The 25,161-nt window shown below is 56.1% G+C and carries 22 protein-coding genes; 7 read left to right on the forward strand and 15 right to left on the reverse strand.

The window, feature by feature from the left end; translation table 11 throughout:
• Positions 1–317: 317 nt before the first annotated feature.
• The 5 genes from N3G78_13115 to N3G78_13135 all read right to left on the reverse strand — a co-directional run bounded on the left by N3G78_13115 (position 318) and on the right by N3G78_13135 (position 5,263).
• On the reverse strand, positions 318–716 hold the full coding sequence (locus N3G78_13115; protein ID MCX8118852.1) for a HEPN domain-containing protein: 399 nt from the start codon (positions 714–716) through the stop codon (positions 318–320).
• A 70-nt stretch (positions 717–786) separates the two neighbouring features.
• Complete coding sequence (locus tag N3G78_13120) at positions 787–1,353, reverse strand: nucleotidyltransferase domain-containing protein (GenBank protein MCX8118853.1); 567 nt, start codon at positions 1,351–1,353, stop codon at positions 787–789.
• Positions 1,354–1,531: 178 nt separating this feature from the next.
• Entirely contained in the window at positions 1,532–3,226 is a 1,695-nt protein-coding gene (locus N3G78_13125; GenBank protein MCX8118854.1) for an amidohydrolase family protein, read from the reverse strand.
• 35 nt (positions 3,227–3,261) lie between these two features.
• Positions 3,262–4,380: an ATP-binding protein gene (locus N3G78_13130; protein ID MCX8118855.1), complete on the reverse strand. Its 1,119-nt coding sequence runs from the start codon at positions 4,378–4,380 to the stop codon at positions 3,262–3,264.
• Positions 4,381–4,477: 97 nt separating this feature from the next.
• Positions 4,478–5,263, reverse strand: coding sequence for a thioesterase (locus N3G78_13135; GenBank protein ID MCX8118856.1), 786 nt, complete (start codon positions 5,261–5,263; stop codon positions 4,478–4,480).
• A 143-nt stretch (positions 5,264–5,406) separates the two neighbouring features.
• Between N3G78_13135 and N3G78_13140 the strand changes: the two genes are divergently transcribed.
• Positions 5,407–6,129 carry a flavodoxin family protein gene (locus N3G78_13140; GenBank protein ID MCX8118857.1) on the forward strand — a complete coding sequence of 241 codons (723 nt, stop codon included), beginning with the start codon at positions 5,407–5,409 and terminating at the stop codon, positions 6,127–6,129.
• Positions 6,130–6,136: 7 nt separating this feature from the next.
• Here N3G78_13140 and glyS read toward each other — a convergent pair whose 3' ends face one another.
• From glyS to N3G78_13175, 7 genes are all read right to left on the reverse strand, one after another.
• Positions 6,137–8,200 carry a glycine--tRNA ligase subunit beta gene (gene glyS, locus N3G78_13145; protein MCX8118858.1) on the reverse strand — a complete coding sequence of 688 codons (2,064 nt, stop codon included), beginning with the start codon at positions 8,198–8,200 and terminating at the stop codon, positions 6,137–6,139.
• 76 nt (positions 8,201–8,276) lie between these two features.
• Complete coding sequence (glyQ, locus tag N3G78_13150) at positions 8,277–9,149, reverse strand: glycine--tRNA ligase subunit alpha (protein MCX8118859.1); 873 nt, start codon at positions 9,147–9,149, stop codon at positions 8,277–8,279.
• 57 nt (positions 9,150–9,206) lie between these two features.
• Positions 9,207–9,977, reverse strand: coding sequence for a DNA repair protein RecO (recO, locus tag N3G78_13155; GenBank protein MCX8118860.1), 771 nt, complete (start codon positions 9,975–9,977; stop codon positions 9,207–9,209).
• 125 nt (positions 9,978–10,102) lie between these two features.
• The gene (gene lolA / locus N3G78_13160) at positions 10,103–10,750 is read right to left on the reverse strand and encodes an outer membrane lipoprotein chaperone LolA (GenBank protein ID MCX8118861.1); all 648 of its coding nucleotides are present in this window, start codon (positions 10,748–10,750) and stop codon (positions 10,103–10,105) included.
• Between the two features lie 52 nt (positions 10,751–10,802).
• On the reverse strand, positions 10,803–13,067 hold the full coding sequence (locus N3G78_13165) for a DNA translocase FtsK 4TM domain-containing protein (protein ID MCX8118862.1): 2,265 nt from the start codon (positions 13,065–13,067) through the stop codon (positions 10,803–10,805).
• 18 nt (positions 13,068–13,085) lie between these two features.
• The gene (locus tag N3G78_13170; GenBank protein MCX8118863.1) at positions 13,086–13,799 is read right to left on the reverse strand and encodes a 1-acyl-sn-glycerol-3-phosphate acyltransferase; all 714 of its coding nucleotides are present in this window, start codon (positions 13,797–13,799) and stop codon (positions 13,086–13,088) included.
• A gap of 52 nt (positions 13,800–13,851) precedes the next feature.
• A complete protein-coding gene (locus N3G78_13175; protein ID MCX8118864.1) occupies positions 13,852–14,625 on the reverse strand; it encodes a carbon monoxide dehydrogenase accessory protein CooC in 774 nt (257 codons plus the stop codon).
• A 111-nt stretch (positions 14,626–14,736) separates the two neighbouring features.
• On the opposite strand from N3G78_13175, the gene N3G78_13180 reads away from it, so the two are divergent.
• Positions 14,737–15,912 carry an MFS transporter gene (locus N3G78_13180; protein MCX8118865.1) on the forward strand — a complete coding sequence of 392 codons (1,176 nt, stop codon included), beginning with the start codon at positions 14,737–14,739 and terminating at the stop codon, positions 15,910–15,912.
• Positions 15,909–16,862, forward strand: coding sequence for a GDP-mannose 4,6-dehydratase (locus tag N3G78_13185; GenBank protein MCX8118866.1), 954 nt, complete (start codon positions 15,909–15,911; stop codon positions 16,860–16,862). The genes N3G78_13180 and N3G78_13185 overlap by 4 nt, the downstream gene beginning before the upstream one ends.
• Here N3G78_13185 and N3G78_13190 read toward each other — a convergent pair.
• From N3G78_13190 to fusA, 3 genes are all read right to left on the reverse strand, one after another.
• A complete protein-coding gene (locus tag N3G78_13190; protein ID MCX8118867.1) occupies positions 16,859–17,668 on the reverse strand; it encodes a type III pantothenate kinase in 810 nt (269 codons plus the stop codon). The two genes, N3G78_13185 and N3G78_13190, sit on opposite strands and share 4 nt — an antisense overlap.
• A gap of 74 nt (positions 17,669–17,742) precedes the next feature.
• Entirely contained in the window at positions 17,743–18,723 is a 981-nt protein-coding gene (locus tag N3G78_13195; protein MCX8118868.1) for a biotin--[acetyl-CoA-carboxylase] ligase, read from the reverse strand.
• Between the two features lie 38 nt (positions 18,724–18,761).
• Positions 18,762–20,801 (reverse strand): elongation factor G, encoded by a 2,040-nt coding sequence (gene fusA, locus N3G78_13200; protein ID MCX8118869.1) that lies wholly within the window; start codon positions 20,799–20,801, stop codon positions 18,762–18,764.
• Positions 20,802–21,184: 383 nt separating this feature from the next.
• Here fusA and N3G78_13205 point away from each other — a divergent pair, with 383 nt between their 5' ends.
• The 4 genes from N3G78_13205 to N3G78_13220 all read left to right on the forward strand — a co-directional run bounded on the left by N3G78_13205 (position 21,185) and on the right by N3G78_13220 (position 25,020).
• Positions 21,185–22,378, forward strand: a complete 1,194-nt coding sequence (locus N3G78_13205; protein MCX8118870.1) for a pyridoxal phosphate-dependent aminotransferase — start codon at positions 21,185–21,187, stop codon at positions 22,376–22,378.
• Between the two features lie 47 nt (positions 22,379–22,425).
• Positions 22,426–23,214, forward strand: a complete 789-nt coding sequence (gene kdsB, locus N3G78_13210; protein MCX8118871.1) for a 3-deoxy-manno-octulosonate cytidylyltransferase — start codon at positions 22,426–22,428, stop codon at positions 23,212–23,214.
• An 86-nt stretch (positions 23,215–23,300) separates the two neighbouring features.
• On the forward strand, positions 23,301–24,455 hold the full coding sequence (locus N3G78_13215; protein ID MCX8118872.1) for a hypothetical protein: 1,155 nt from the start codon (positions 23,301–23,303) through the stop codon (positions 24,453–24,455).
• Positions 24,456–24,537: 82 nt separating this feature from the next.
• Positions 24,538–25,020 carry a CarD family transcriptional regulator gene (locus N3G78_13220; GenBank protein MCX8118873.1) on the forward strand — a complete coding sequence of 161 codons (483 nt, stop codon included), beginning with the start codon at positions 24,538–24,540 and terminating at the stop codon, positions 25,018–25,020.
• The last annotated feature ends 141 nt before the right edge of the window (positions 25,021–25,161 follow it).

Genomic DNA, 25,161 nt, shown 5'->3' on the forward strand with positions numbered 1-25,161 from the left:
CATTGCTCTTGAAGATCTCCGGCTCGAAAAACTCTATGTCGTTTATCCTGGAACTGAAAGATACACTTTAGATAGGCGCGTGGAGGCTCTGCCGCTGACTGCTCTGCCATATCTTACGATATAGATATAGGTAGTAGTAGGGTGGATCAAGTGTAACGGATCCACCTTTTATTATAGGGTGGATCCACTTTGTTTGATCCACCCATGATGGTGGGTCCGCTACGCTTGACCCACCCTACATCGACTACTGATGCAAAGGGCCATAGGGCCTTTTGGATATCCTCTTTTGATCTTCTCTCCTTTTCGTCCATCTTTTATTATCTTTTTTTTCTCAGCTCAAATTTCAGCTCTAATTGGGGATTTTGATCCTTCACCTCCTTCAAAATCTTTTTAACGATGGCAACGGCGTCTGAGAAAGCCTTTTCCACTTCGGATTTTGAGAGAAGTGTTCCAGCCTCGTAGGTCATTTCGTGCCTCTTTCTCCGCATCGATTCAAATTGTTCCGTGAGATGTCGATACCGTTCTCCCATGATAGCGCTCATCACTTCAACCACGGTCTTATGCTGTGCTCCATCGTCAGGGACAAAACCCTGGAGGAGCAGGAGGGCCCTTCCTGCCTTGAGCATTGCATTATAGGCCAGCAGATAGGTGGCTCGCTCTGCCAATGGAAGAATCTTTTCTGCCTCTTCGAGGTCCAAAATAGCTTCTTTTAACAGCGCCTCGATCTGTACCCAACCGGCCTTTTGCCTTCTAATTTTTCCAGCAGCCTCAAGCCTTTATAGGAGTTTATTTTGCATCGAGGGTCCCTTTCAAAAGGATAATCTCCTCTTTCAAAACAAGATTAAGAAAGCTTCCCTTTTTGCTCCTTTCTTTCTCAAATTCTTTAGGGGTATAAGCCGTGAAATTAATTTCTCTGTTCAAGGTTGACTCCAGCTTTCGAATATCCCGGGTAAAAGAAGAGCGGGAGAATTCTCCCACAACGACCAGATCGATGTCCGAACTGATTCGTTCCTTTTCTTTTGCATAAGACCCGTAAAGGAAGGCCAATGTAATTCCTTTATATCTTTGAACGAGATCTTTGAGACTCCCTTGGACGCCCTCTGTTTTAAAGATGATCTCTTTAAGCTCATGAAAAAGTGGGTAATTCCGGTTAAGAGAGTAGTATTTTACCCTCCCTTTGGTGACCGAGTGATAAACCCCTTCGTTCTCCAGCCTCTTCAATTCCCTCGAAAGGTTCCCCGGATCTTCGTCGATGAGGAGAGAAAGCTCTCTGACGTAGTGATTTTCATCGGGATGGGTGAAGGAGTAGGTCAGCAATTTTCGTCTCAATTTTGAGCCAAGCAGCAGAAACACGGGCAAACCTCATCTGTTGTTGGGTTTACATCATTTGTTGTAAATAATACAACAATGGGAATCCGCCATCAAGGTCTTAATCCCCTGTCATCTGGGTTTCCCCTTTGCCCTTTCTACTTTTCCTTTGGGAGTCTTTTATCACAATATTTTGTGGTGGGTCCGCTGCGCTCGACCCACCCTACAGGGGGAGGATTTCTCTGTCCTTCAACCTCACATAACCTCGGTGGGTGATTCGGAGGTGGGGGATGGCGGCGGTGCTCAGGGTATCGACCGTCAGCATGGGCCTTTCCCATCGGACACCGTTTCGGTTGAGGGCTTCTTCGATCCTTCGGACTTCTCTTCTCACGGTCTCCATCGGTTTCAAAGACATCAGGCCGAAAAGGGGCGCGGGGCATTCGGCGACGATTTCGCTTCCGATCGCATAGACGAATCCGCCTCCGATCTCCTTCGATCTCTCGACCACGGTCCCGATCGACGAGGGATCGCATCCCACCACGAGGATATCGGTCGCATCCCAGCTCGCGGTCGTTCCGTAGGCTCCCCTCTGGAGGCCGAATCCTTTAAGGAAGCCCATGAAGGCCTCTCCGCTTCCGAGACGGTCGAGGGCGAGGACCATATTGAGATCAGAGGACTCTTCAGGGTTGTCGAGATCGACGAAGCTCTCTCTCGTGACCAGCCTGCTCACAAGCTCCATGACCCTCACCTTGCCACGAGTCGGAAGAGAAGGAATCGTGTAATGCGGAATGTTTACCGTCGAGAAGAGGTGTTTTGGAAATTGGATCCTTCTCGGCTCGACCAGAGATTTTCCGTCTTGAAAGATGATCTTTCCGTCACACATGACCAGTCGGGGAGAGAACTCCTCAGGAGATGGGATCATCACAAGGTCTGCCATCTTCCCCGGTGTAAGCGAGCCGAGGAGGGGGTCGAGCCGGAAATGCTCGGCCACATTGAGCGTCACCATCTGGTAAACCATTGGTGGAGAAATGCCCATCTTCAAGGCGGTCCTCACCGCTCCGTCCAGGTAACCCTCCTCAAGAAATGCCTCCGGATCGACCCCATCGGTCGTCAGGGTGAGCCTTCTCAGGTCGATCTTCCTCTGGAAAATCCCGGCCACGCCAGGAAGCTCCTTCCGGATCCATCCCTGCCGGATCATCACCCAGTAACCCTGTCTCAGCCTTTCGAGCACTTCTTCTTCGGTGATGGGTTCGTGACAGGAGGAGATGCCGAAACCGGCATAGGCCTGAAGCTTCTTTAAAGGAGCCCCGGCGGTATGTCCCTCAACCACTTTGCCCATTGCGAGGGCAATTGCGATGAGTTTCTTTAACCTCTCTCCCTGTTCGCCTTCGAGAAAGAGGTTCCCCCAGTAAATCTCTCCGATGCCGAGGCACTTTGGATGTTTTAACAGAGCGATAAATTCGTCAAGGGTCGGAGCCATCACCTCCTCGACGGGGGTGAGCCCGCAGACCGGAGGAACGGTATGATAAATACGGATGGGTTGCTCATCGAACCCTGCAACGGGAACTTCGATGCCTTCCTTTCCCGAGACCGTGGCCGTCTCCATCAATTCGGTAACGACCGTGGTCACGCCCGTCGGGATCACAAAGCGGATGAATTCTTCGGTTCCATAACGGTTACTCACGGTGTGCGTGTGGCCGTCGATCAGCCCGGGGAGGACGGTCATCCCGCCGGCATCGATGACACGGGTCTGAGGGTCCCTTTTAAAATCGCTGTCGTTTCCCACATAGGCGACCCTGCCGGCCTTGATCCAGATCGATTGACCCGGAATAAACTCTCCAGTGAGAGAGTTGAAGAGGTTGGCGTTGTTCAACACCAGGTCCGGAGGAGAATTTCCAAGGGCAACATCGCTCAGCATTCTTCTCTCTTCGAGGTTTGAAATAACATCCCGATTCATCCTTTCAGCCATGCCTCCATAATGGGGTCGGTCAACCGATACCTTCCTTGGCCATCCTTTTCGATCAAGTCTCTCGAAAGAAGAATCTTCATCGCCCTCTGCGTTCCGCCGATGGTGAAGTGGTGCCTCTCGAGGAATTCTCGGGAATAAGGAGAGTGAACAGGCTCTTCAGCAATAGCTCTTAATAGCGATTTTTGCATCAAGGTAAGCCCGCTCCATATCCCCTCAAAGTCGATGCGCTCTATCTCGATGAGGTGACGATAGGCTTCCTGAACGATGGGGCCATCGCATTCTTTTTCGGTTCTGTCCCATGCAAGGGAGGCCAGTTTCTGGACATAATAGGGGTAGCCTCGGGTGAGATCGTAGATCTGATTGGCGATCTCTTTCGGACATCTCTTACCCGTGTCCATGAATTTCTTCACCACATAAGAAACGAAATCTTCCCTCGAAATCTCTTGCAGGGTATATAAAAAGGCGCTTTTATAAAAGGGACGGCTCGTGTTCGAAAACATGTCTTTCAACATCCCCCTTCGGCTCCCCACAAAAAAGTAGGCCACCTCTTTATGAAGTTGTATATGAGAACGAAGAATCCCTTCTATCCTTTTAGAGCCTGGAAGTTCTGTGATCTCCTGGAATTCATCCAGGGCAATACAAGCCCGAAGTTTTTTCCCCTCGACATATCTGTAGAGGCCCTCCATGAGATCGTCCAGAAGCAAATCCGGCTCTAATGAACGGTCAAACTTAACCGAAAGGCTAAACCCGTCCGGCTTTATATCGATGCTTGGTATCAATTTCTTAAAGAGGTTCGCTGTTTCTTCGAGAAAACTTCTGGGGTCAGTCTCCCTTCCCACTCCTTTAAAAATTCCAGAAGAAAATCTCGAGATGAAATCCAGTTCAGATGTTACCGGAAAAAGGTCGATATAGACCGTTAAGAACCCTTCCTGCCTCAAGATATCCAGCGCCAGCGTAACCAATGAAGACTTTCCAAACCGTCGAGGCGCATATAGTACGGTGTGATTCCCATTTCTCGCCGAACGAAGAAGGTCCTCTAATTCCTTCTCCCTATTACAAAAATCTTCCCTTCTAACAATCCCAAGAGTAAATGGATTTTTCAATTAAATCGCCTTGTTATACGTTATCAAATTAGAATTATTCTAATTGAATTATGCATTTAGAATACAAAACTTTTTTAATAGAGTCAAGCTTTTTTTCTTATTTTTCCGAAATATTCGGGTTAGCAGGTTTCCACCTCACCCTTGCGCGGCAGAGCTCCAGCTCGTCCCCTTTTCTCACGATGGAATGGAGGAAGGTCGAAGGGGAATTCTTCAATTCTTCGGTGCGAACAATGAGTTCATCGCCGAAGTTCGACTCCGCAAGGAAATTGATTTCAAGGGTCGAGATCTGATGGGTCTGGTTCATCTCAAAGGAATAGCTATCGAGGATCCACTCGATATATCGGGCGTTATTCACATGGAGGTTCAAATCGAGGTCGCTGTAGCGGACCGTGAAGAAGGTCTCCTCATCCGGATGGCCTGGCGCAGGCAGTTTCTCCAGAGGAGTCTTTCCCCCGTGCTGATCCGGATGGGGGTTTAATCCTCGGAGGAAAGGTTCGATCCGCTGGGGTTTGCGGGTTTTTATGTCGAGCACCACCCATGCGCTCTTCGCGCCGCCGATGATCCTGCCGTCATCCTTCATGATCGAAAAATCCCGAAACGCAAAGAGGCGACTGCTTCCCATGAGCCAGGTCTTAACCCTTATCTTATCCCCCCAGGCAGGGTATTCCTGAATATCGATGGCCAGCCGGGAGAGGATCCAGAAACAGCCGCTTCGGGCCAGGTCTTCATAGCCGATTCCCAGGCGGTTGGCATGGTTCCAGGCCGTCTCCTGGAGATACTTCCAGAGGCTCGGGAGGAAGATCCGGTTTTGGGCATCGACTTCATAGAAGCTCACCAGGTAGGCGTCCTCCCAGGTTTGGGGTTTTTCGTGGCCGGACTCCATCTCCTCTTCCCTGTGGTTGCGTTTGGATCAACGTAAAATAGACCCCCTGTCTTGTCAAACGATCGGCTTGAAACCTTCCTCCGATTGTGGTAGCGTCAGGGTCGGATCGGGAGAGAAGAGAGCTCTCATCGAAAGGAGAAGCCATGAAAGTGATCGCGTTAAACGGAAGCGCAAGGGGAAAGAAAGGCGTCACCTGGAGATTGATGGAGGCCCTTCTGAAAGGGCTTTCCGAGGCAGGCGCCTCGGTCACTGACTTCCAGCTCAAGGAGATGAACCTCTCGCCCTGCCGGGCCTGTCTGACCTGTATGCACAAGACGCCCGGTCAATGCGCCCAGCGGGACGACATGGATCAGATCTATCCCCACCTCAAGGCGTCTGACCTCTTCGTCATGGGCACCCCCGTTTACACGGACAACATGAGCGCCCAGATGAAGACCGTGATGGATCGCTGCATCTGCGGCATGGACCCCTTTTTGACCCGGGACGCCTCCGGCCGGGTGAGGCATCCCTACAGCTGGAGATTGCCCTCGAAATTCCTTCTCCTTTCCACCTCGGGATTTCCGGAAACGGACAATTTTGGCCCCCTCGTCCTGACGTTCAGGGCCCAGGCGGCCAACTTCGGTTGCGAGCCGATCGGGGAGATCTGCATCCCGGGCTCCATCGCCCTCCAGATGGTCCCACAGCTCCTGGAACCCAGGCTCGAATTGATCCGCCAGGCCGGCAACAAACTCGCCCTCGAGGGGAAAATCCCCTCCTCCCTGCTCGAGGACCTGAACCAGCCCATCGTGAACGTCGATCAATATCTGGAGATCGCGGCAAGATACGAGGCCTGGGCAAGAAAGAGCCGGGGAGAGGAGAAGGCCTAACCCCCCCTCAGGCGAGCTTCGAGAAGTCGGCAAACCTCAAGAAGAGCTTGCCGATGGCATCGAGCAGAGCGAGGCGGTTGTTCCGGATCGCCTCCTCTTCGACCATCACCATGACGCCGTCGAAGAAGGCGTCGATGGCCTGTTTCATCCGGCTCATTTCGAAGAGCGAGGCCACGTAATCTTTTCTGCGGAGGAGCTCCTCGATCCTTCCCTTCGTCTCCGTGAAGGTCTGGTAGAGGTCCCCCTCTTCTGGTTTCGAAAAGAGGCAGGGGTTGACGCCGGCCGGGAAGGAGGCCCCCTTCAGGATGTTCATGGCCCGCTTGAAGCCGATCACGATCGATTCGAAGTCCTTCCACGTTCGGGCCTCTCTCAGGGCCTCGATCCGGTGATGAAGATCGAGGAGTTGATCGAAGGAGGTTGAAAGGACCGCATCGATCACGTCGAAGGGGTAACCCCTGTCGAGAAGGAGATTCTGGAACCGCACCCTGAAGAAATCCAGCACCTCTGCCTTGACCTCTTCGAAGGGCCGTTCCAATTTCTCGCCCAGGAGCCGCCCGGCCTCCTCGACCATCTCGACGAGGGAGAGGGGATATCCCTTCTCAAGGATGATCCGGATGATTCCGAGGGCCTGGCGCCTCAGACCAAAAGGGTCGGCCGTTCCCGTCGGGACCAGGCCCACGCCGAAGCAGCCGACGATGGTGTCCAGTTTGTCGGCCATGCTCACGATATCGCCGACAGGCCCGGAGGGCAGCCGGTCTCCTGAAAAGGCCGGAAGGTAATGTTCGTAGAGGGCCTCGGAGACCTCGGGGCTCTCACCGAAGCGTTTCGCATACTCCCGCCCCATGACGCCCTGAAGCTTGGGGAATTCTCCTACCATGCCGGTCACCAAATCGGCCTTGCACAAATAGGCCGCCCGTTCGACGGGGGCTCGAAGGCCGGGGTCGATCCGCTCCACCAGATAGGAGGCCAGGGCTTTAAACCGCATCACCTTTTCGTAGGAGGTTCCCAGTTTGGCCTGAAAGACGACCTTCTTCAGATCCTCGACTCTCTTTTCGAGGGGTACCTTCAAATCTTCCTCGAAGAAGAAGGCCGCATCGGTGAGCCGGGCCTTGAGGACGCGTTCGTTTCCCTTCACCACGACCCTCTCGTCTCGGGGGACGAGGTTGCTGAGAAAGATGAAGTGGGGAAGCAACTCCCCGGATCCGTCCACCACCGGAAAATACCGCTGATGCTCCTTCATCGAGTGGATGACCACCTCCCGAGGAAGGGAGAGAAATTTCGGATCGAAACTCCCGCAGAGCGGGAAGGGAAACTCGACCAGAAAGTTGACCTCGTCGAGCAGATCCTCGTCAACGAGGACCTTCCCGGAAACCTTCTCCGCCTCCCGGATCATCCCTTCCAGGATCCTCTTCCTCCGCTCTTCGGGATCGACGATCACCTTGGCCGCGTCCATCTTCTCGAGGTAAGATCGGATGTCCCCGACCACCATCGGCTCGGGATGCATGAACCGGTGGCCGAAGGTCACGTTTCCGCTCCGGAGGGGGCCCAATTCGAAATCGACGACCTCGCCGCCGAAGAGGCAGAGGACCCAGTGGATGGGCCGGGCAAATCGGATGGAGGTCTCCCCCCACCGCATCGACTTCTGGAAGGGGATGGCGAGGATGATCCCCGGAAGCATTTTTTGGAGGACCTCAAAGGTGGGTTTTCCAGCCTCCCGCTTGACCGCACAGACATACTCGCCTTTGTCGGTCTTAACCACTTCGAGAGACTCGACCGGGACCGATTGGCTCTTGGCAAACCCGATCGCCGCCTTGGTGGGAGCCCCTTGGGGATCGAAAGCGGTCGCCTTGGAGGGGCCGATCTTTCGGATCTCCTCGTCCCGCTGCCTCTCCGATACCGATTCGATGAGCAGGACGATCCGCCTGGGGGTGCCCAGGGTCCTGACCCCGCTGAAATCGATCCGGTTCGCCTCCAGTTCCTTCTGAACCAGGTCTTTTAGATCGGCAAGGGCCTTAGGAACGAACCCTGCCGGGATCTCCTCGGTTCCGATTTCAAGGAGAAGTTCTTTCATCTGCATAGGAAATGATGAGGTGGAACCGCTTCGCTCGTTCCACCCTACTGGGTTGACTTGTTTTTTTTCCTCCGAGTCAAAACTTCTTCAAAAGGGGAAATCCCATCGCCTCCCTCTGCTGGAGGTAACCTTCGGCGCAGAGCCTCGCCAGGGCCCTCACCCTCAGGATGTAGGCCATCCTCTCGGTGACGCTGATGGCGCCCCGGGCGTCGAGAAGGTTGAAGGTGTGGGAGGTCTTCAAACAGTAGTCGTAAGCAGGCAGGACGAGGCCGACCTCGATCAACCGCTTCGCCTCTCTTTCGTACATCTCGAAGAGACGAAAGAGCATCTCCACATCGGCCTGCTCAAAATTGTAAGTGGAGAATTCGACCTCTCCCCGGTGATGGATGTCGCCGTAGGTGATCCCGTCGGTCCATTGAAGATCGTAAACGTTATCGACGCCCTGGAGATACATGGCGATCCGTTCGATGCCGTAGGTGATCTCCACGGGGATGGGATTCAGTTCGATGCCGCCGGCCTGCTGAAAATAGGTGAACTGGGTGATCTCCATCCCGTCCAGCCAGACCTCCCAGCCCAACCCCCAGGCGCCGAGTGTCGGAGACTCCCAGTCGTCCTCCACGAAGCGGATGTCGTGGCTCAGGGGGTCGATCCCGAAGGACCTGAGGCTATCAAGATAAATCTCCTGAATCTCGATCGGGGAGGGTTTGAGGATGACCTGATACTGGTAGTAGTGTTGGAGACGATTGGGATTCTCTCCATACCGGCCATCCGTCGGACGCCGAGAGGGCTCCACGTAGGCGACCTTCCAGGGCTCGGGTCCCAGGACCCTCAGGAAGGTGGCCGGATTGAAGGTGCCTGCGCCCACCTCGAGGTCGTAGGGTTGCTGAATCACGCATCCTCTACCGGCCCAGAATCTCTCAAGGGCGAAGATCAGATCCTGAAAGTTCATGCGCCTCCCCTCCGGTTACGCGACGAGGTAGGGTTTAGCACTTCCCACCTCTCCCTGTCAAGAAGGTCCACCGAGATCCTGGAGGGCCTTTAACGACTTCAGCTCTTTCCCGATGTGATGGGAGATGAACCTTGGAAGAAGTCCCCTGCTCTCGGCGAGGGCCTGGGCGGTGAACCGGATCCGGTTCAGGTGATCGAGATCGCTCTGAGCGATCAGATCGATGAGCCTGGCCGTTCCCAGAGAGAGGGGGAGGAGGGCCTCCCCTCTCTTCGAACATTGGCCGCAGAGGAGCGTCCCCTGTTCGAGGGAGAAGAAGGTATTGGCCTCGTTTCTCAACTCCTCCCACCCCCGCTTGCACGAACCGCACCGGCTCAGATGGGGACGGTAGCCGAAGAGGGCGAGCATCCGGATCTCGAAGATCCTCAACTGATCTTCCCTCGGTGGCTCTCGATCGAGTTGGGTCAGAAAAGAGAGGACATGGTCGAAGGCCTCGGGGTGGACCTCCCGTTCTCCGGCCATCTCGTTGATCAGCTCGAGATAATAATTCCCGAAGTAGATCCTCTTCAGGTCTTCCCTCAGGTTCGGAAAGGCGTGGAGGAGATCGCCGCTTTCCACCCTCACCAGCCCCATCCCCTCCCGGTCAAAAAAGATGAGCCGGAGATGGGAGAAGAGTCCCAGGGCGTTCTGGAAGCGCTTCTTGCTCCTTCGGGCCCCTTTGGCGATCCCTTTCAGTTTGCCGAAATCACGGGTGAAAAAGGTGAGGATCTTGTCGGACTCTCCGTAATTGAAGGACCGGATGACGATGGCCTGGGTGGTGTGAAGGGGCATCGACGAATCCCGAAACATTCGAAATCCGAAAATCGAAGCTCAAAACGCGATCGAAGGAATTCTCAAAAGGCCTCGAATTTCGGGGCTTGGGCTTCAATAGGATAGCGTCCCCCTTGAGGGATCCTCTACTTGGACCTCTTCCCGCCGGGTGACCCTGGATCCTGCATTCGGATGACCTCGGTCCCGGGCGGGACCTTGAATTGGAAGAAGGCGGCGGGGAGGTTGGTATTGGTCTTGATCTCGTTGAATCGGGTTCTGGTCACATTGCCGAGGCCATCCACCACATCCACCTGGACGACCAGATAGGTCTTCCGGTCCAGGGTGAGCGATAGCTTGGAGACCGCGGGGTGTGGCTCCTTGGGAGCGATCTCGATGACGGTCAGGTCGTCTCTGCCCTGAGCCGAATCGTTGACCGCGATAAGCCTGAAATCCCTCCTCAGATCTCCCTCTCCCATCAGAAACCCGAACTCCTTCACCATCCTCTCCACAGGGGAGACCAAAACCTGGTTCTCCTCCGGCTGGTAGAACCAGAGGGTCTGGCCATCGGAGATGATCTTCTGGTTGGGAATCCGATAGTCCCATCGCATCATCCCCTTCTTCTTGAAGAAGACCTTCCCCTCCCCTTTCTGGGGCTGACGCATCACCTTGCCAATATACTCCTGGACGAAAGAGGCTTCGAAATCCTGGGTCTTCTCGTATTGATGCTGGATCTCCATCAGAAGCGTCTGGCCGGAAGATCCCCATCCCGAAGGGGAGAAGAGGAACACCCCCATCAACAAGAAGAAGCTTGGTGCACTTTGGAGAATCCTTTTCACCTCGACCTCCCTATGGTTCGATCTTTTTGACATAGACCTCCCTCGGCTTCACCCCGTCCGAGGGTCCCACGACCCCCTCCTGTTCCATCTTTTCGATGATCCGGGCGGCCCGGTTGTATCCGATCCGGAAGCGCCTCTGAATGAGGGAGATCGAGGCCTGGCCGGTCTCGGCCACGAAGGAAACGGCCTCGTCGTACTTCTCATCATACTCCTCCTCCTCTCCCGAGGCTTCCTCCCCCTTCTTCTTTTCGGTCAGGATGGAGGTCTCATAGCGGGGAGACTCCTGCTGTTTCAGGAATTCGACGACCCGCTTGATCTCTGCACTCGAGATATAGGCCCCGTGGATCCGGATCAGCTTGGCGCTTCCAGGAGGCAGAAAGAGCATGTCTCCCGATCCGAGAAGATGCTCGGCCCCGACCGTGTCGAGAATCGTCCTCGAATCGACCTTCGAGGTCACCTGAAAGGAGATCCGGGCGGGGAAGTTGGCCTTGATCAGCCCGGTGAGGACATCGACCGACGGCCTCTGGGTGGCCAGGATGAGGTGGATGCCCACGGCCCGGGCCATCTGGGCCAGCCGGGTGATCGACTCTTCTACCTCCTTCGAAGAGACCATCATCAGGTCGGCGAGCTCATCGATCACCACCACGATATAGGGCAAGGCCTCCGCCCTCTCCTCCGGTCTCTCTCCCTCGGGTGGCTCGCCCTCGCCTTGGCGTTTGGGAGGCCTCATCCTCTCTTTCGATTCCCTCTCGATCTTCTGATGGTAGTGTTCGATATTTCTGACCGACTTCTCCGCCAGGACCGTGTAGCGCCGCTCCATCTCCTCGACCAGCCATTTGAGGGCCGTGGCGGCCTTCTTCGGGTGGGTGACCACCGGAAGGAGGAGATGGGGGATGCCGTCGTAGTCGGACAACTCCAGCATCTTGGGGTCGATCATGATGAATCGAACCTCCTCCGGTGTGGCCTTGAAGAGGATGCTGTTGATCATGGCGTTGATCGAGACGCTCTTTCCCGATCCCGTGGAGCCGGCCACCAAGAGATGGGGCATCTTGGCCAGATCGAAGACGAAGGGCTCGCCCGAGATGTCTTTGCCGAGACCGATGGTGAGCTTCGACTTCGAACTCCGGAACAGATCGGAATCGACGATCTCTTTCAGGTATACGGTCTCACGGATCGCATTGGGCACCTCGATCCCCACCACCGACTTCCCGGGGATGGGGGCGACGATGCGGATCGTCACGGCGCTCAGGGCCAGGGCCAGGTCGTCGGCGAGGTTGACGATCCGGCTCACCTTCACCCCCGGCGCAGGCTCGAACTCATAAACCGTGATGACCGGCCCGGGCCTCACCTCCACCACCCGACCTTCCACCCCGTAATCGAGGAGTTTCTTCTCCAGGATGCGGGAATTCATCACCAGGCTGTCGCGGTCGATCTTCTGCCTCTTCTCGGTCTCGGCATCGAGCAGGGAGATCGGTGGAAGCTGGAACTCCCTTCGTTCTTCTCCGAAGTTGAAGGTCGTCTGCTCGGCGACCTCGGTTCGTTTTCGATGGGCCGGGCTTCGGTCGACGACCACGACCGGCGGAGGCGTCTCCTTTTCCGTCTCCGTTTCGCCCGGGGGCTCCTCTTGCCCTCGCCCCTTCCTCGCCTGTCTCCGTTGGACCAACTTCTGGGCCCTCTCGCTCCGTTCTTTTCTCATCCTCTTGATCGTGCCGATCCGGTCTGCAAGCCTGCCCAGGCCCCCGGTGATGCCCCTGACGAGTCCGAAAAAGGAGACCCCTGTCCCTAACACAAAACCGAGGACCCAGAGGCACCCGAGGAGGAGCGTGGCCCCAGGGAGATTGAGATAGCGGGAGAGCCACCTTGAGAGGATCTCCCCCAAAATACCCCCGAGGAGGAAATCCCGGGGAGGGATCTGAAGCGGCTTGGTCCAGAGGCTGAAGAGAGAAGCGGTCGTAAGCAGGATGATGGCCCAGCCGAAGAGTTTGAGGAGTGGATACTTATACTCCCAGCGGAGGATATATCCGATGGCATAAAGGCCGAGGACGAGGGGGATCAGGAAAGCGGGAAACCCAACGCCTTGAAAGAGAAGGGCCGATCCATAGGCGCCGACGATGCCGACCCAGTTGGCGATCTCCCTCGGCGCCGTGGCATAGGAGAAGAAGGAGGGGTCGGCCGGATGGTAGGAGATGAGGCTGAGAAGGAGGAAGAGGGCCACGGCGATCAGAACGATCCCGACGATCTCCCGCTTCAATCTCTCCTTGACCGTATCCTCGATCACAGTCTCCCTCTTGAGCTATGTTCGATGGATCGCTTCGAAATTCCTCTGGATCGTCTCGCTCACCCTCTCCATCAAAACCGTCCTGTCCCGGGTGGAGTAGGATTCGGTCTCGATCGGCTCTCCCACCCGGATCCGGATCTCCCCTGGGGAGGCCGCCCACTTCTCCTTCGGCATGATCTCCCGGCTTCCGGCGATCGAGATGGGAACGATGGGCACCCTGGCCTTCAGGGCGAGGGTGAAGCCCCCTTTTTTGAAGGGTTGGATCGAACCGTCCGGACTTCTCGACCCCTCGGGAAAGATGACCACGGACATCCCCTCCCGGATCTTCTGGGCGGCCTGGTTCATCGCCTCCACGGTCTCTCGCGTCCCCTGCCGGTCGAGGCTGATATAGCCCGCCGCATTCATCGTCCAGCCCAAAAAAGGGATGGAGAAGAGCTCCTTCTTCGCAAGCCACTTGAAATGGAAGGGGAGATACCCGAGAAGGGCGAAGATATCGTAACTGCCCTGGTGATTGGCCATGAAGATAAAGGGGCCGCTCCCTTTGATCCTCTCCAGGCCTTCCACCCTCACCTTCACCCCGTTGGCCAGCAGGGCGACCTTGCCCCATATCCGGGCACAGCGATGACCGATCCGACCCTTCCGGTCAAAGGGATAAGCGATCAAGGCGACGACCCCCAACAGGAGGGTCGCCAGGACGATGCACGACCAGACAAAGATCGTTCGAACCATCGCCTCTCAAATTCGACATCCCGAGAAGGGCATTCAAAATCCCTCCCCCACTCTAAATCCTCTTCTCCAGCTCCCTGAGGATGGCCCTCACCTCCTCTCGGACCTTTCCGTCCAGGTCATAGGGCGACTTACCCGTCCGGTCTGCCTCGAGGATCTTGGGGTTGAAGCTCATGTGGCCCAGGATGGGAAAGTCCGAAAGATTCTCTTCGATCACCTTCCGATCCTCTTCGGAGCTGACCTTGTTGCCGACGATCATCATCCGCTTGATCTTGAGGTCCTCGCCGAGCTTTCGGATCTGTCTTGCCGTCTGAATCGCCCTCTGGCCGGGCTCGACCACGATGATCAGGCCATCGACATGGCTGGTGCTTCCCCTTCCGAGGTGTTCGAGGCCGGCCTCCATATCGATGATCAGGGCCTCATCCCTCGCCACGAGGACGTAGCGAACCAGATTCTTCAAAAGCACATTCTCGGGGCAGAAGCAACCTCCTCCCCCTTGGGGGATACAGCCCAAGAGGAGGAGCTTGATCCCCTCGAAGGTCACCCCCAACTCGTCGGGGATATCATCCACCTTCGGGTTGAGTTTGAACATGGAGCCATAGGTCCCCTTCTTGGCGCCCGTTCTCTCCTCGATGAGGGCGCTCATCGAGGCGATGGGCGCAAGTTTTTCGGACATCTCCTTCGGAAGGCCGATGGCCGAGGCGAGGTTGGAATCGGGATCCGCATCGATCGCAAGGACCTTCTTCCCCTCGGCGGCCAGAAGCCTGGCCATCACCCCGGCCAGCGTGGTCTTGCCCACCCCTCCTTTTCCTGAAATGGCGATCTTCATCCTATCTCCTTTGAAACGCTGGACTAATCATAGCCAAAAATCCAAAAAATGTCTATCGAAGTCGCTCCCTCATTTGACAAACCTCCCTCGATCGATAAAGATAGAAGGGTCATGCAGAAATTGAACCTGAAGGTGCTGGGGCTTCTCAGCGCCGCCCACTTTGTCACGGACCTGAACCAGGGCGCCCTCCCTGCCCTCCTCCCTTTCTTCAAGGAAAGCCTCCACCTCTCCTATACGATGGCCGGGACGATCCTTCTTTCGGCCAACCTCACCTCCTCCATCATCCAGCCCCTCTTCGGCCATCTCTCCGATCGAAGGCCCATCGGATGGTTTCTTCCCCTTGCGCCCGTCCTCGCCTGCGTGGGGATCTCGGCGGCGGGCTTCATGCCGAATTACTTCCTCCTCCTGTCCTGCGTCATCCTCTCCGGCATCGGGATCGCGATCTTCCATCCGGAGGGGTTCAAAACGGCCCATTTCTTCACGGGAGAGAAGCGGGCCACGGGGATGTCCATCTTCGCGGTGGGAGGGAATTTGGGGATCGCCCTCGGTCCGATCTGGGCGGTGACGCTCGTCACCCTCTTTGGGATCCACGGCACCCTGGGCCTCGCCTTTCCTGGAATCCTGATCAGCACCATCATGCTTCTCCTTCTGTCAAAAATAACCTCGCCCGTGAAGGTCGCCCAGAAGCAGGCGGGGCCCGAGGAGAAGCGGGCCCTTACCAAGGATCAGAAGTGGACCTTCTTCCTCCTGATCGCCATCGCCACGATACGGGCCTGGGTCCAGTTCGGCATGGCGACCTATATCCCCTTCTACTACATCAACTACCTCAAGGGAAATCCCCTTTACGCCGGAAAGCTCGTCTCCACCTTCCTCATCTCCGGTGCGGCGGGGACGCTCCTCGGTGCGCCCCTGGCGGATCGGTGGGGGCACAAGAGATTTCTCAGCGTCACCCTCCTCCTCTCCTTTCCCCTCTTCCTCCTCTTCCACTCAAGCAGTGGCCTGGCCTCCTTCCTCCTGATCGGGTTGGCAGGGATGGTCCTCATCTCCTCCTTCGCCCTCACCACGGTCATGGCCCAGGCCACCCTCCCTCACCATCTTGGCATGGCCTCGGGCATGATGGTCGGTTTCACCATCAGCGCAGGAGGCATCGGGGTCACCGCCCTCGGGGCCATTGCCGATGCCTGGGGGGTTCCAGCAGCGATGAAGGCCATCTTGGTCCTTCCCCTGTTCGCCTTCGGCCTTTCGCTGATCCTCAAATATCCCCTCCGATTGAAAGGTGAACCATGAGAGCGGTCCTGGTCACGGGCGGTGCCGGATTTATCGGGTCTCACCTCTGTGAAAGGCTCCTCCGGGCGGGGCATGGGGTCATCTGTCTCGACAATTTCGACCCTTACTACGACCCCCATTTAAAGCTCAGAAATGTCGAGGCAATCCATAAGAAGTTCCCCGATGCCTTCACTCTGGTCACCGGAGACATACGGAATCGGGATCACCTCGTGGACCTTTTCAAAACCTATCGGCCCGAGGCCGTCTTTCACCTGGCGGCAAAGGCCGGGGTGAGGCCTTCCATCGCCGACCCCCTGCTTTATGAGGACGTGAATGTAAGGGGAACCCTCATTCTGCTCGAGCTCTGCAGGGAGTTCGAGACGCCTCAGTTCATCTTCGCCTCCTCCTCTTCCGTCTACGGAGAAAACCAAAAGGTCCCCTTTTCGGAAGACGATCCCGACCTCCTGCCCGTCTCCCCCTATGGCATCACGAAAAGGGCGGGGGAACTGTTTTGCTTCAACTACCACTCCCTCTTCGGGATGCAGATCGCCTGCCTGAGGATCTTCACCGCCTACGGCCCGAGACAGAGGCCGGAGATGGCCATCCACAAATTCACCGCCCTGATCGATCGAGGAGAAGAGGTTCCGGTTTACGGGGACGGCTCCTCGAAGAGGGATTACACCTATATCGACGACCTCATCGACGGGATGATGGCCGTGCTCGAGCGGCACCGGGGTTTCGAGATTTACAATCTTGGAGAATCCCGGACCACCTCCCTCATCGAGTTGATTCGGTTGATCGAGGAGAACCTCGGCAAGAAGGCCAAGATCCTCAGCCTTCCCTTCCAGCCGGGAGATGTCTCCATCACCTATGCCGACATCACCAAGGCGAGGCAGAAGCTGGGATACCGACCGAAGGTCCCCATTGAGGAGGGGATAAAACGATTTGTGGGGTGGTACAGGGGAAGTTAGCGCGGCCTCTTCGCCCTTTCCCCTTTTCCCTTTCCCTTGTTCTTCTGATTCCTCTCGTAGATGATCCTCAGGCCCTCGAGGGTCAAGAATTCGTCTACCTCCTCGATGGTCGCTGACTCGTTGGCGATGAGGGAGGCCAAGCCCCCGGTGGCGATCACCTTCGGGTTGGATTGGACCTCCTTCTTCATCCGTCTGACAATCTCGTCGACCAGCCCGACATATCCGAAGAAGATGCCCGACTGCATGCTCTGAATCGTATTCTTCCCCACGACCCGGGAGGGTTTGGTGATCTCGATCCGGGGCAGTTTCGAGGTCCTCTGAAAGAGGGCCTCTGCCGATATTCCGATTCCCGGGGAGATGGCCCCTCCCATGTACTCTCCATTCGGGGAGACATAGTCGAAGGTGGTGGCCGTTCCGAAATCGACCACGATGCAGCTGCGGCGCCATCGCTCGTAGGCGGCCACCGCATTGACGATCCGGTCCGCTCCCACCTCGGCCGGATGGTCGTATAAAATCTTCATCCCCGTCTCAATATTCGAGCCGACGATCAGGGGTTGGACATGAAAATACCGATCCGCCATCTCCTGGAGCATCTCCAAGACAGGAGGGACCACGGAGGAGATGATGATCCCTTTAAAATCGTTCATCTCGAGATGGTCGAACCGAAACAGGTCGCGGAAGAGAATGCCCCATTCATCGGCCGTCCTCTCCCGCTCCGTCCGGATCCGCCAGTGGTCCTTCAGGACCTTTCCATCATAAACGCCGAGCACGGTATTGGTGTTTCCCACATCGATGACCAGAAGCATCCCCTTCCCTCCCCGATGGGAATTCCCTTTGGAAACCTCGTTCATGGAGGATCGATGGATCAAAGGGCTCGATCCTACCTTTCTGACCTCGCATACTCCACATCTCCTGCCACCACTCGCCTCGTCCCTCCCCCTTCTGTCCTCAGAAGGAGGGAACCGTCCGAATCGATGTCGATCGCCTCCCCTGAAATGACCTCCCCGAAGGAGGTGACCCGCACTCGCTTTCCCCCGATCCGGGCCCGTTCCCTCCAGGCCCGGAGGATTCGTTCGCCCCCTTCTCCCCTCAACCTTTCGTACCAGCCCTCCAGTCGCTCCAACAAGAGGCAGAGGAAATCCCTCCTCGAAACGGGCCCTCCCGTCTCTTCCCGAAGCGAGGTGGCCAGAGGTCGAATCTCCTCCGGAAGGGCCGCCCGATCGACATTGAGATTGACACCGATGCCGAGGATGACGAAGTGGACTCGATCCGTTTCGGACCGGATCTCGTTGAGCAGGCCAGCCACCTTTCGGCCCCCCAGAAGGAGATCGTTCGGCCATTTGATCACGGGGGGGAGGCCCGAGAACCCTTCGATGGTCTCAGCGGTCGCCACCGCCGCCATCAGGGTGATGAGCGGTGCCTGGTGGGGAGGAAGCCCGGGACGGAGGATGACCGACAGGTAGAGATTCAGGAAGGGAGGGGAGAACCATCGTCTCCCAAGCCTGCCCCTTCCTCTCTCCTGGGACTCCGCGATCACGATCTCCCCTTCTTCAGCCCCTTGGGTGGCCAGCTCATAGGCCTTGCTGTTGGTCGAATCGAGGCGGGTGAAGTAGTGGATCTTTTTGCCCATCCATCGGGTCTTCAGCGAGGGAAGGACCTCCACCGGAGTGAGAAGATCGGGAGACCCGATCAGACGGTAACCCGAACGGGTGGAGGCCTCGATCTCGTAACCTAAAGACCTCAGATGTTGGATCCTCTTCCAGATGGCGGTCCGGCTCTTCCTGAGCCGCCTGCTGATCTCCTCGCCGGAGACGAAGGCCGATGGCCGCTCCTTTAGGAGCCTGAGGATCTCCTCGTCCATCATAGGAGCATAAGACGATTCATCCCCGATGGGGGGCCCTAACCGATCACCTTGTCATAACGAGCGAATTGCATCGAAAAGGTTCCTCGGCCCTGGGTCAGCGATCTCAAATCCGTCGAATAACCGAACATTCGGGTCAGGGAGGCGATCGCTTTGATCAACGCGATCTTTCCTTTCGGGGTGATCGCCTCCACAGAGCATCGCCTCGCCTTCAGATCGCCGACCACCTCGCCCATGAATTCCTCCGGCACCATGATGTTGACCTCCATCATCGGCTCCATCAGGACCGGCTGTGCCTTCCGGCAGGCCTCCTTCAGGGCATTTGAAGAGGCGATCTTCAGGGCGAGCGGTGAGGGAGCGGTCGGGTCGACGCTGGCTTTGAGGAGCGTTATGCGAAGATCGGTCATCGGATAACCCATGATCACTCCCACCGTGGCGCCTTCCCGAACCCCTTCTTCGATGGCGGCGAGGCATTCGGCGGGTAAGGTCCCCTCGGGAAGGTCCGACAGGAATTCGATCCCCTTTCCCCTGGCGTTGGGCGAAACCCTCAGGGTGACCTCACCGAAGAGCTTGGTCTCCTCCAGCTCTTTGGCAAACCGGAAGGAGGCCTCGGCCTCTCTCTCCACCGTTTCCCGGTAGACCACTTGGGGCCTTCCCACATTGACCTCCAGATGATATTCCGTCTGGAGGCGGTTGACCAGGACATCCAGGTGCAGCTCTCCCATCCCGGAGATGATCGTCTGCCCGGTATCCTCGTCCACCTTCACCTGAAAGGTGGGGTCCTCCTCGCTCAGCTTCTCCAGGGACTGGATCAATTTGTCCTGGTCACGGCTCGTCTTGGGTTCGACCGCAACCGAGATGACGGGCTTGTAAAAATCGATCGGTTCGAGGGAGATGGGATGGTTCTTGTCGCAGAGGGTATCTCCGGTGGTCGTCTCCTTCAGCCCCATCACCGCGATGATCTCCCCGGTCTTGGCCTCTTCCACCCGGGTCCTCTGGTTGGCGTGCATCTGGAAGATCCTCGAAATCTTCTCGCTCTTCTTCAGCCTCGGGTTATAGACCTCGTCCCCGACATGGAGCACTCCCGAATAGATCCGGAGGTAGACCAATTTCCTCCCTTCGTCCATCATGACCTTGAAGGCCAGGGCGCTGAGGGGCGCCTCATCCTTCGGCAGCCTCTCCTCCCTCTGGCCGGTCTCCGGGTGGGTCCCCTCGGCCGGGGGAAGGTCGAGTGGAGAAGGGAGGTAATCCACGATGGCATCGATCAAGGGCTGGATCCCGATATTCTTGAGGGCCGCGCCGCAGAGCACGGGGACGGCCCTCATCGAAATCGTCGCTTTTCGGATCGTCTCTCTAATCTCCCTCTCGTCGATCTCCTCCCCGTTGAGGTACCGTTCCATGAAAGGATCGTCAAGTTCGGCGAGGGCCTCGAGCAATTGCGACCGGTCGTGGTCGGCCTTCTCCTCCAGCTCAGGGGGAATGGCGATCTCCTTGAACTCGGTGCCCAGGCTCTGCACATCCCAGACGATCCCCTTCATCCGGATCAGATCGACCACCCCGACGAACCGATCCTCCGATCCGATCGGGATCTGGAGCACCAGGGGGTTGGCCCCGAGCTTCTCGATCATCATCTTGATCGTCTCCTGGAAGTCGGCCCCGATCCGATCCATCTTGTTGATGAAGGCCAGCTTGGGCACACGATATTTGTCCGCCTGATGCCAGACGGTCTCCGACTGGGGTTCCACGCCCTCGACCGCGCTGAAGATGGCGATCGCGCCGTCCAGCACCCGAAGGGATCGTTCGACCTCGATGGTAAAATCGACATGCCCCGGTGTATCGATGATGTGGATGATCTTTCCCTTCCACTCGACCGTGGTCACCGCAGAGGTGATCGTAATCCCCCTCTCCTGCTCCTGGATCATCCAGTCCATCGCCGCCGTGCCGTCATCGACCTCTCCCATCCGGTGGATCTTCTTGGTATAAAAAAGGACCCTCTCGGTGACCGTCGTCTTACCGGCATCGATGTGGGCCATGAATCCTATATTTCTGGTCCGGGAAAGCCTTTTCTCCCCTGCCATGTCGCCTTCCGAAGGCCTTCCATAGGGGTTTAATTTTCGGAATAGTAAAGGGAATTGAACCAAATGTCAAATCGGGTCCTTGACAAGGCGATCGTTGATGTAGTAAGATAAATTCCAAAAAGGAGATCCGATGTCGGCCTTTTCATACTTCTATTTCTTTTACTTTTATTTTGAAAGGGGTCACCCATAAGGCCTTCCCACGGAGGAAGTAAAAGCCATGGGTGACCGAGGAGGCCCCCATGGCTTTTTCGTTTAAGAGCCATAGGGGTAACCTTATGGCTCTTTTTTTTAATCGATTTGATCGACGAGGCCATCGATCGGATAATCTTTTTCGCCAATTCGCGAAGATCCCGCATCTTCCATAGAGAAAGGAGAAGCAGACCATGGCCATCTCTGAAAAGGTGAAGAATGCCTTGGAAGGCGCCTCATGGGTGAGGCGGATGTTCGAGCAGGGCGAGGAGTTGAAGAAGATCTACGGGGAGGAGAATGTGTACGACTTCTCCCTGGGAAATCCCAATCTCGAACCCCCTCCCTCTCTGAAGAAGGCGCTCAAGGCCCTCGCCGATCAACCCATCCCAGGCATGCACCGGTACATGCCTAACAACGGATATGTGGAGACCCGACAAGCGATCGCCCAATATCTGGCCGAAGAGTCGGGCCTCCCCTTCGAAGAAAAGCACATCGTGATGACCGTCGGAGCCGCTGGCGGGCTCAACGTCGTCTTCAAGGCCCTCCTCGACGAGGGCGACGAGGTCATCGTCCCCACCCCTTACTTCATGGAGTTCAAATACTACATTGAAAACAGCGGGGGCCAAATCCATCTGGTCGACACCAAGGAAGATTTCTCCCTCGACGTGGAAGCGATCGAGAAGGCCATCGGGCCGAAAACGAAGGCCGTCTTGATTAATTCGCCGAACAACCCCACGGGCGTCGTCTACAAAGAGGGCGCTCTGGAAGCCCTGGGAAGGGTCTTAAGAGAGAGGTCTCAGGCGTTAAAAAGAACCCTCTACCTCATCACCGACGAGGCCTATCGCAGGATCGTCTTCGACCGCATCCAACTCCCCATCGCCTTTCAGTTCTACCCTCATACCCTCCGGGTCACCTCCCATTCCAAGGACCTCTCCCTGCCCGGAGAGAGAATAGGCTACGTGGCGGTTAACCCTTTCTGCGAGGAGGTCGACGAATTGATGGCCGCCCTCGTCTTTGCCAATCGGACCCTCGGTTTTGTCAATGCCCCTGCCCTTATGCAGAGATTGGTAGCCCCTCTGCAGAGGAATTCGATCAACATCCGAGAGTATGAGGAGAAACGGGATCTCTTCTACCAGGCCCTGACCTCCTTCGGTTACGAGGTCGTGAAACCGGAAGGGGCCTTCTACCTCTTTCCCAAGGCCCCGATCGAGGACGACCTCGCCTTCGTCAAAGAACTCCAGGCGAGGAGAATCCTTACCGTTCCCGGCAGGGGGTTCGGCAAACCGGGCTACTTCAGGATTGCCTACGCCGTTGAAAAGAGCGTCATCGAAAAGGCCCTCCCGGGTTTCAAAGAGGTTGCGGACCTCTACGGCTTGAAAAAGACTTGAAAAAGGGATACTCGTTGAAACAGACACGGGGCCGAAAGGAAAGGGAAATGCATATCCTGGCGGTGATCCCTGCCCGCTATGGATCGACCCGGTTCGAAGGAAAGCCTTTGGCCGAGATCCTCGGAAAACCGATGATCCAGTGGGTCTACGAAGGGGTGGCGCAATCGAGGCTGGTCGAAAAAATCCTGGTCGCTACGGATGATCGGAGGATCGCCCAAGCGGTTGAGGGTTTTGGGGGAGAGGCGATCCTGACCTCTCCGGACCATCCCACGGGAACGGACCGGGTTGCAGAAGTCGCCCGAAGGACGAAGGCAACCCTTATCGTCAACGTCCAGGGGGATGAACCCCTCATCCGAGGGGCGATCATCGACAAGGCGATTCGTCCCCTTTTGAGGGACGAATCCCTCCCGATGTCCTCCCTGATGACGGAGATCAGGGACCTCCGAGATTGGGTCAATCCCAACCAGGGAAAGGTGGTTGTCGATGGGAATGGGTTCGCTCTCTATTTTTCGAGATCCCCTATCCCCTATCCAAGGGACTTCACCCTCGAACAGATCCTCACCGACCCCGACCTGAAAAAGGACCTCCTCTCCAGGAAATTGTATAAAACCATCGGCCTCTACGTCTACCGCCGCGACTTCCTCTTGAAACTCTCCAGGATCAAACCCACCCCTCTCGAAGCTTTGGAGAAGCTCGAGCAACTCCGGGTCCTTGAAAAAGGATATCGTATCAAGATGGTCTCGGTCGATTACGAGCCCATCGGAGTCGACACCCCGGAGGATCTACAGAAGGTGCGGGCCGTCCTCTCTCAAACGATCGGTGACAATAACCCTTAGCCCCCCAATCCTACCGTTTGGAACGACCCCATCCCATTGATTTTTACTTGTTTTTAAGGTATATTTAATTGTTAACTCGGACGGAAATGGGATCAAACGGATATAGATTTCATCTCACGCTCGTCATCCTCTTTCTCACTTTTTTCTTCGTTACTGCCTGCTCCACCCCCTCCTGGTTGGCCCTTAAAAAGGCCCCTCCCCATAAGGCGAAGACGAAGGACCTTCTGGATAAGGAGGTCATCATTATCGACCGCCGCGAATATGTAAAAATCGTCAATCCTCACACCCAGGAGGGTGGGAATCAACCGAAATATCTCTATATCCCCGTGGAAGAATATCTTGCCAACAAAGAGAAATATACGGTTCCGACCACCCGAAGTCCTCTTGCAAAGGCAGCTACGCCTGTTTCAGGACCGACCTCCCCTTCGGTTTCAGACCGATCGGATTTACCCGTAGCCCCCATCGCCACCTCGACCACTCCCCCATTAAAAAAGAAGATCCTCATCACCCATTTCGAGGACCGTACCACCTCGGAGGGGGAGGGCATTGGGGACTGGCTCGCCGAGACTCTGATTAAAGAGATGGCCTATCGGGCTCCTCAAACCGTCTTTGTGGATTTTCAAACCATCAAAGAATTCTTGGAAAGGAACGGGAACGACCTCGAAGAGATCAAATCTCCTAAGACCTTGAAATTGCTCAACGAGCTCTTCGGCATCCACGCAATCGCCATGGGGGAACTCACCGGACCTTACGTCTTCACCACCCGAAGTCCAAAGGACAGGGAGTCGACCTCTACCGCCCTCATCAAGATCGAGATGAAGGTGAGGGATACCCTCTCAGGCAAAACCCTCAACACCATCTCCGTCCAAAACCCCATCTTCTCCACCAAAGAGAAGGGGATCTTCTCTGACGAAAAGGCCAAGAGGAGGGCCTTCGAGCTCGCCCTAAACGAATTGAGCCGATCCCTCTTAAAGGAGTTGGACCGGCTCGACTGGTTTTGCCGACCTGCCAAGATCGAAGGCGATGAGATCTACATCAACGTCGGCAGGCTGACAGGCCTGAGGGAGGGAGACGTGATGGAGATCCTGAGGCCTTCGATTTTAGGGGGAAAAGACCAGGTCCGCGGCCAGGTCAGGATTTCAACCCTATTTGGCCTGGACGCTTCAGTTGGAAAACTCATCCAGGGCGGGAAGCCTGAAGAGGAAGACATCCTGAAATTTCTCAGGCGAGGGGGATCCTGAGCGGGTCTCTCCATCGACTGGGAGGGAGGCGGATGGAAAGGTCCCGTTCGAATGGAAAAAAATGAGGAAGGGGGAGAATGCTATGTTTCACATCGGTGATAAGGCGGTCTACCCAGGTCATGGCGTAGGAGTCATCGAAGCCATCGAAACCAGACGCATTTCTGGCAAGGAACAGAGCTTCTATATTCTCCGTTTCGTTGACAATGGGATGACCATCATGGTCCCCCAAGACAATGTGGAATCCGCCGGGTTGAGGACGGTGATTCGAAAGATTGATGTCCGCAAGGTGATCGAAATCTTGAAAAACAGAGACGTGACCATCGACAATCAGACCTGGAACCGGAGATACCGGGAATATATGGAGAAGATCAACAAGGGGTCGATCTATGAAATTGCAGAAGTGTTCCGGGATCTGAATATCCTTAAGGCCGAGAAAGAACTCTCCTTCGGAGAAAAGAAGATCCTCGATATGGCCAAGACGCTCCTGGTGAAGGAACTGGCCATTGCCAAGGATGTCAAGGAGTCGGAGATCCTGAAAGAAATCCGGTCGATCTTTGGCTCATAGCATCCCATTCTTCAACCCTCTCCACCCTTCTTCATTCCCTAAGGCCGAAAGGAGGTGATCTCCATTGAGCAGATGGGTGCTCAATTTTCTTCTCTTCCTCCTAAGCGGAACATGTGGATATTTTTTGGTAAACGCCATTTT

The sequence above is a fragment of the Thermodesulfobacteriota bacterium genome, assembly GCA_026415035.1.
Classification (GTDB): domain Bacteria; phylum Desulfobacterota; class BSN033; order BSN033; family UBA1163; genus RBG-16-49-23.

What these genes read in the sequence shown, in the direction of transcription:
- N3G78_13195 (MCX8118868.1), bottom strand. Translation starts at nt 18,723, where the DNA reads ATGGACGAGGAGATCCTCAGGCTCCTAAAGGAGCGGCCATCGGCCTTC.
- N3G78_13185 (MCX8118866.1), top strand. Translation starts at nt 15,909, where the DNA reads ATGAGAGCGGTCCTGGTCACGGGCGGTGCCGGATTTATCGGGTCTCAC.
- N3G78_13135 (MCX8118856.1), bottom strand. Translation starts at nt 5,263, where the DNA reads ATGGAGTCCGGCCACGAAAAACCCCAAACCTGGGAGGACGCCTACCTG.
- N3G78_13125 (MCX8118854.1), bottom strand. Translation starts at nt 3,226, where the DNA reads ATGCTGAGCGATGTTGCCCTTGGAAATTCTCCTCCGGACCTGGTGTTG.
- glyS (MCX8118858.1), bottom strand. Translation starts at nt 8,200, where the DNA reads ATGAAAGAACTTCTCCTTGAAATCGGAACCGAGGAGATCCCGGCAGGG.
- N3G78_13140 (MCX8118857.1), top strand. Translation starts at nt 5,407, where the DNA reads ATGAAAGTGATCGCGTTAAACGGAAGCGCAAGGGGAAAGAAAGGCGTC.
- glyQ (MCX8118859.1), bottom strand. Translation starts at nt 9,149, where the DNA reads ATGAACTTTCAGGATCTGATCTTCGCCCTTGAGAGATTCTGGGCCGGT.
- recO (MCX8118860.1), bottom strand. Translation starts at nt 9,977, where the DNA reads ATGCCCCTTCACACCACCCAGGCCATCGTCATCCGGTCCTTCAATTAC.
- fusA (MCX8118869.1), bottom strand. Translation starts at nt 20,801, where the DNA reads ATGGCAGGGGAGAAAAGGCTTTCCCGGACCAGAAATATAGGATTCATG.
- N3G78_13175 (MCX8118864.1), bottom strand. Translation starts at nt 14,625, where the DNA reads ATGAAGATCGCCATTTCAGGAAAAGGAGGGGTGGGCAAGACCACGCTG.
- kdsB (MCX8118871.1), top strand. Translation starts at nt 22,426, where the DNA reads ATGCATATCCTGGCGGTGATCCCTGCCCGCTATGGATCGACCCGGTTC.
- N3G78_13220 (MCX8118873.1), top strand. Translation starts at nt 24,538, where the DNA reads ATGTTTCACATCGGTGATAAGGCGGTCTACCCAGGTCATGGCGTAGGA.
- N3G78_13215 (MCX8118872.1), top strand. Translation starts at nt 23,301, where the DNA reads ATGGGATCAAACGGATATAGATTTCATCTCACGCTCGTCATCCTCTTT.
- lolA (MCX8118861.1), bottom strand. Translation starts at nt 10,750, where the DNA reads ATGGGGGTGTTCCTCTTCTCCCCTTCGGGATGGGGATCTTCCGGCCAG.
- N3G78_13190 (MCX8118867.1), bottom strand. Translation starts at nt 17,668, where the DNA reads ATGCTTCTGGTCATCGATGTGGGAAACACCAATACCGTGCTCGGCGTT.
- N3G78_13180 (MCX8118865.1), top strand. Translation starts at nt 14,737, where the DNA reads ATGCAGAAATTGAACCTGAAGGTGCTGGGGCTTCTCAGCGCCGCCCAC.
- N3G78_13170 (MCX8118863.1), bottom strand. Translation starts at nt 13,799, where the DNA reads ATGGTTCGAACGATCTTTGTCTGGTCGTGCATCGTCCTGGCGACCCTC.
- N3G78_13205 (MCX8118870.1), top strand. Translation starts at nt 21,185, where the DNA reads ATGGCCATCTCTGAAAAGGTGAAGAATGCCTTGGAAGGCGCCTCATGG.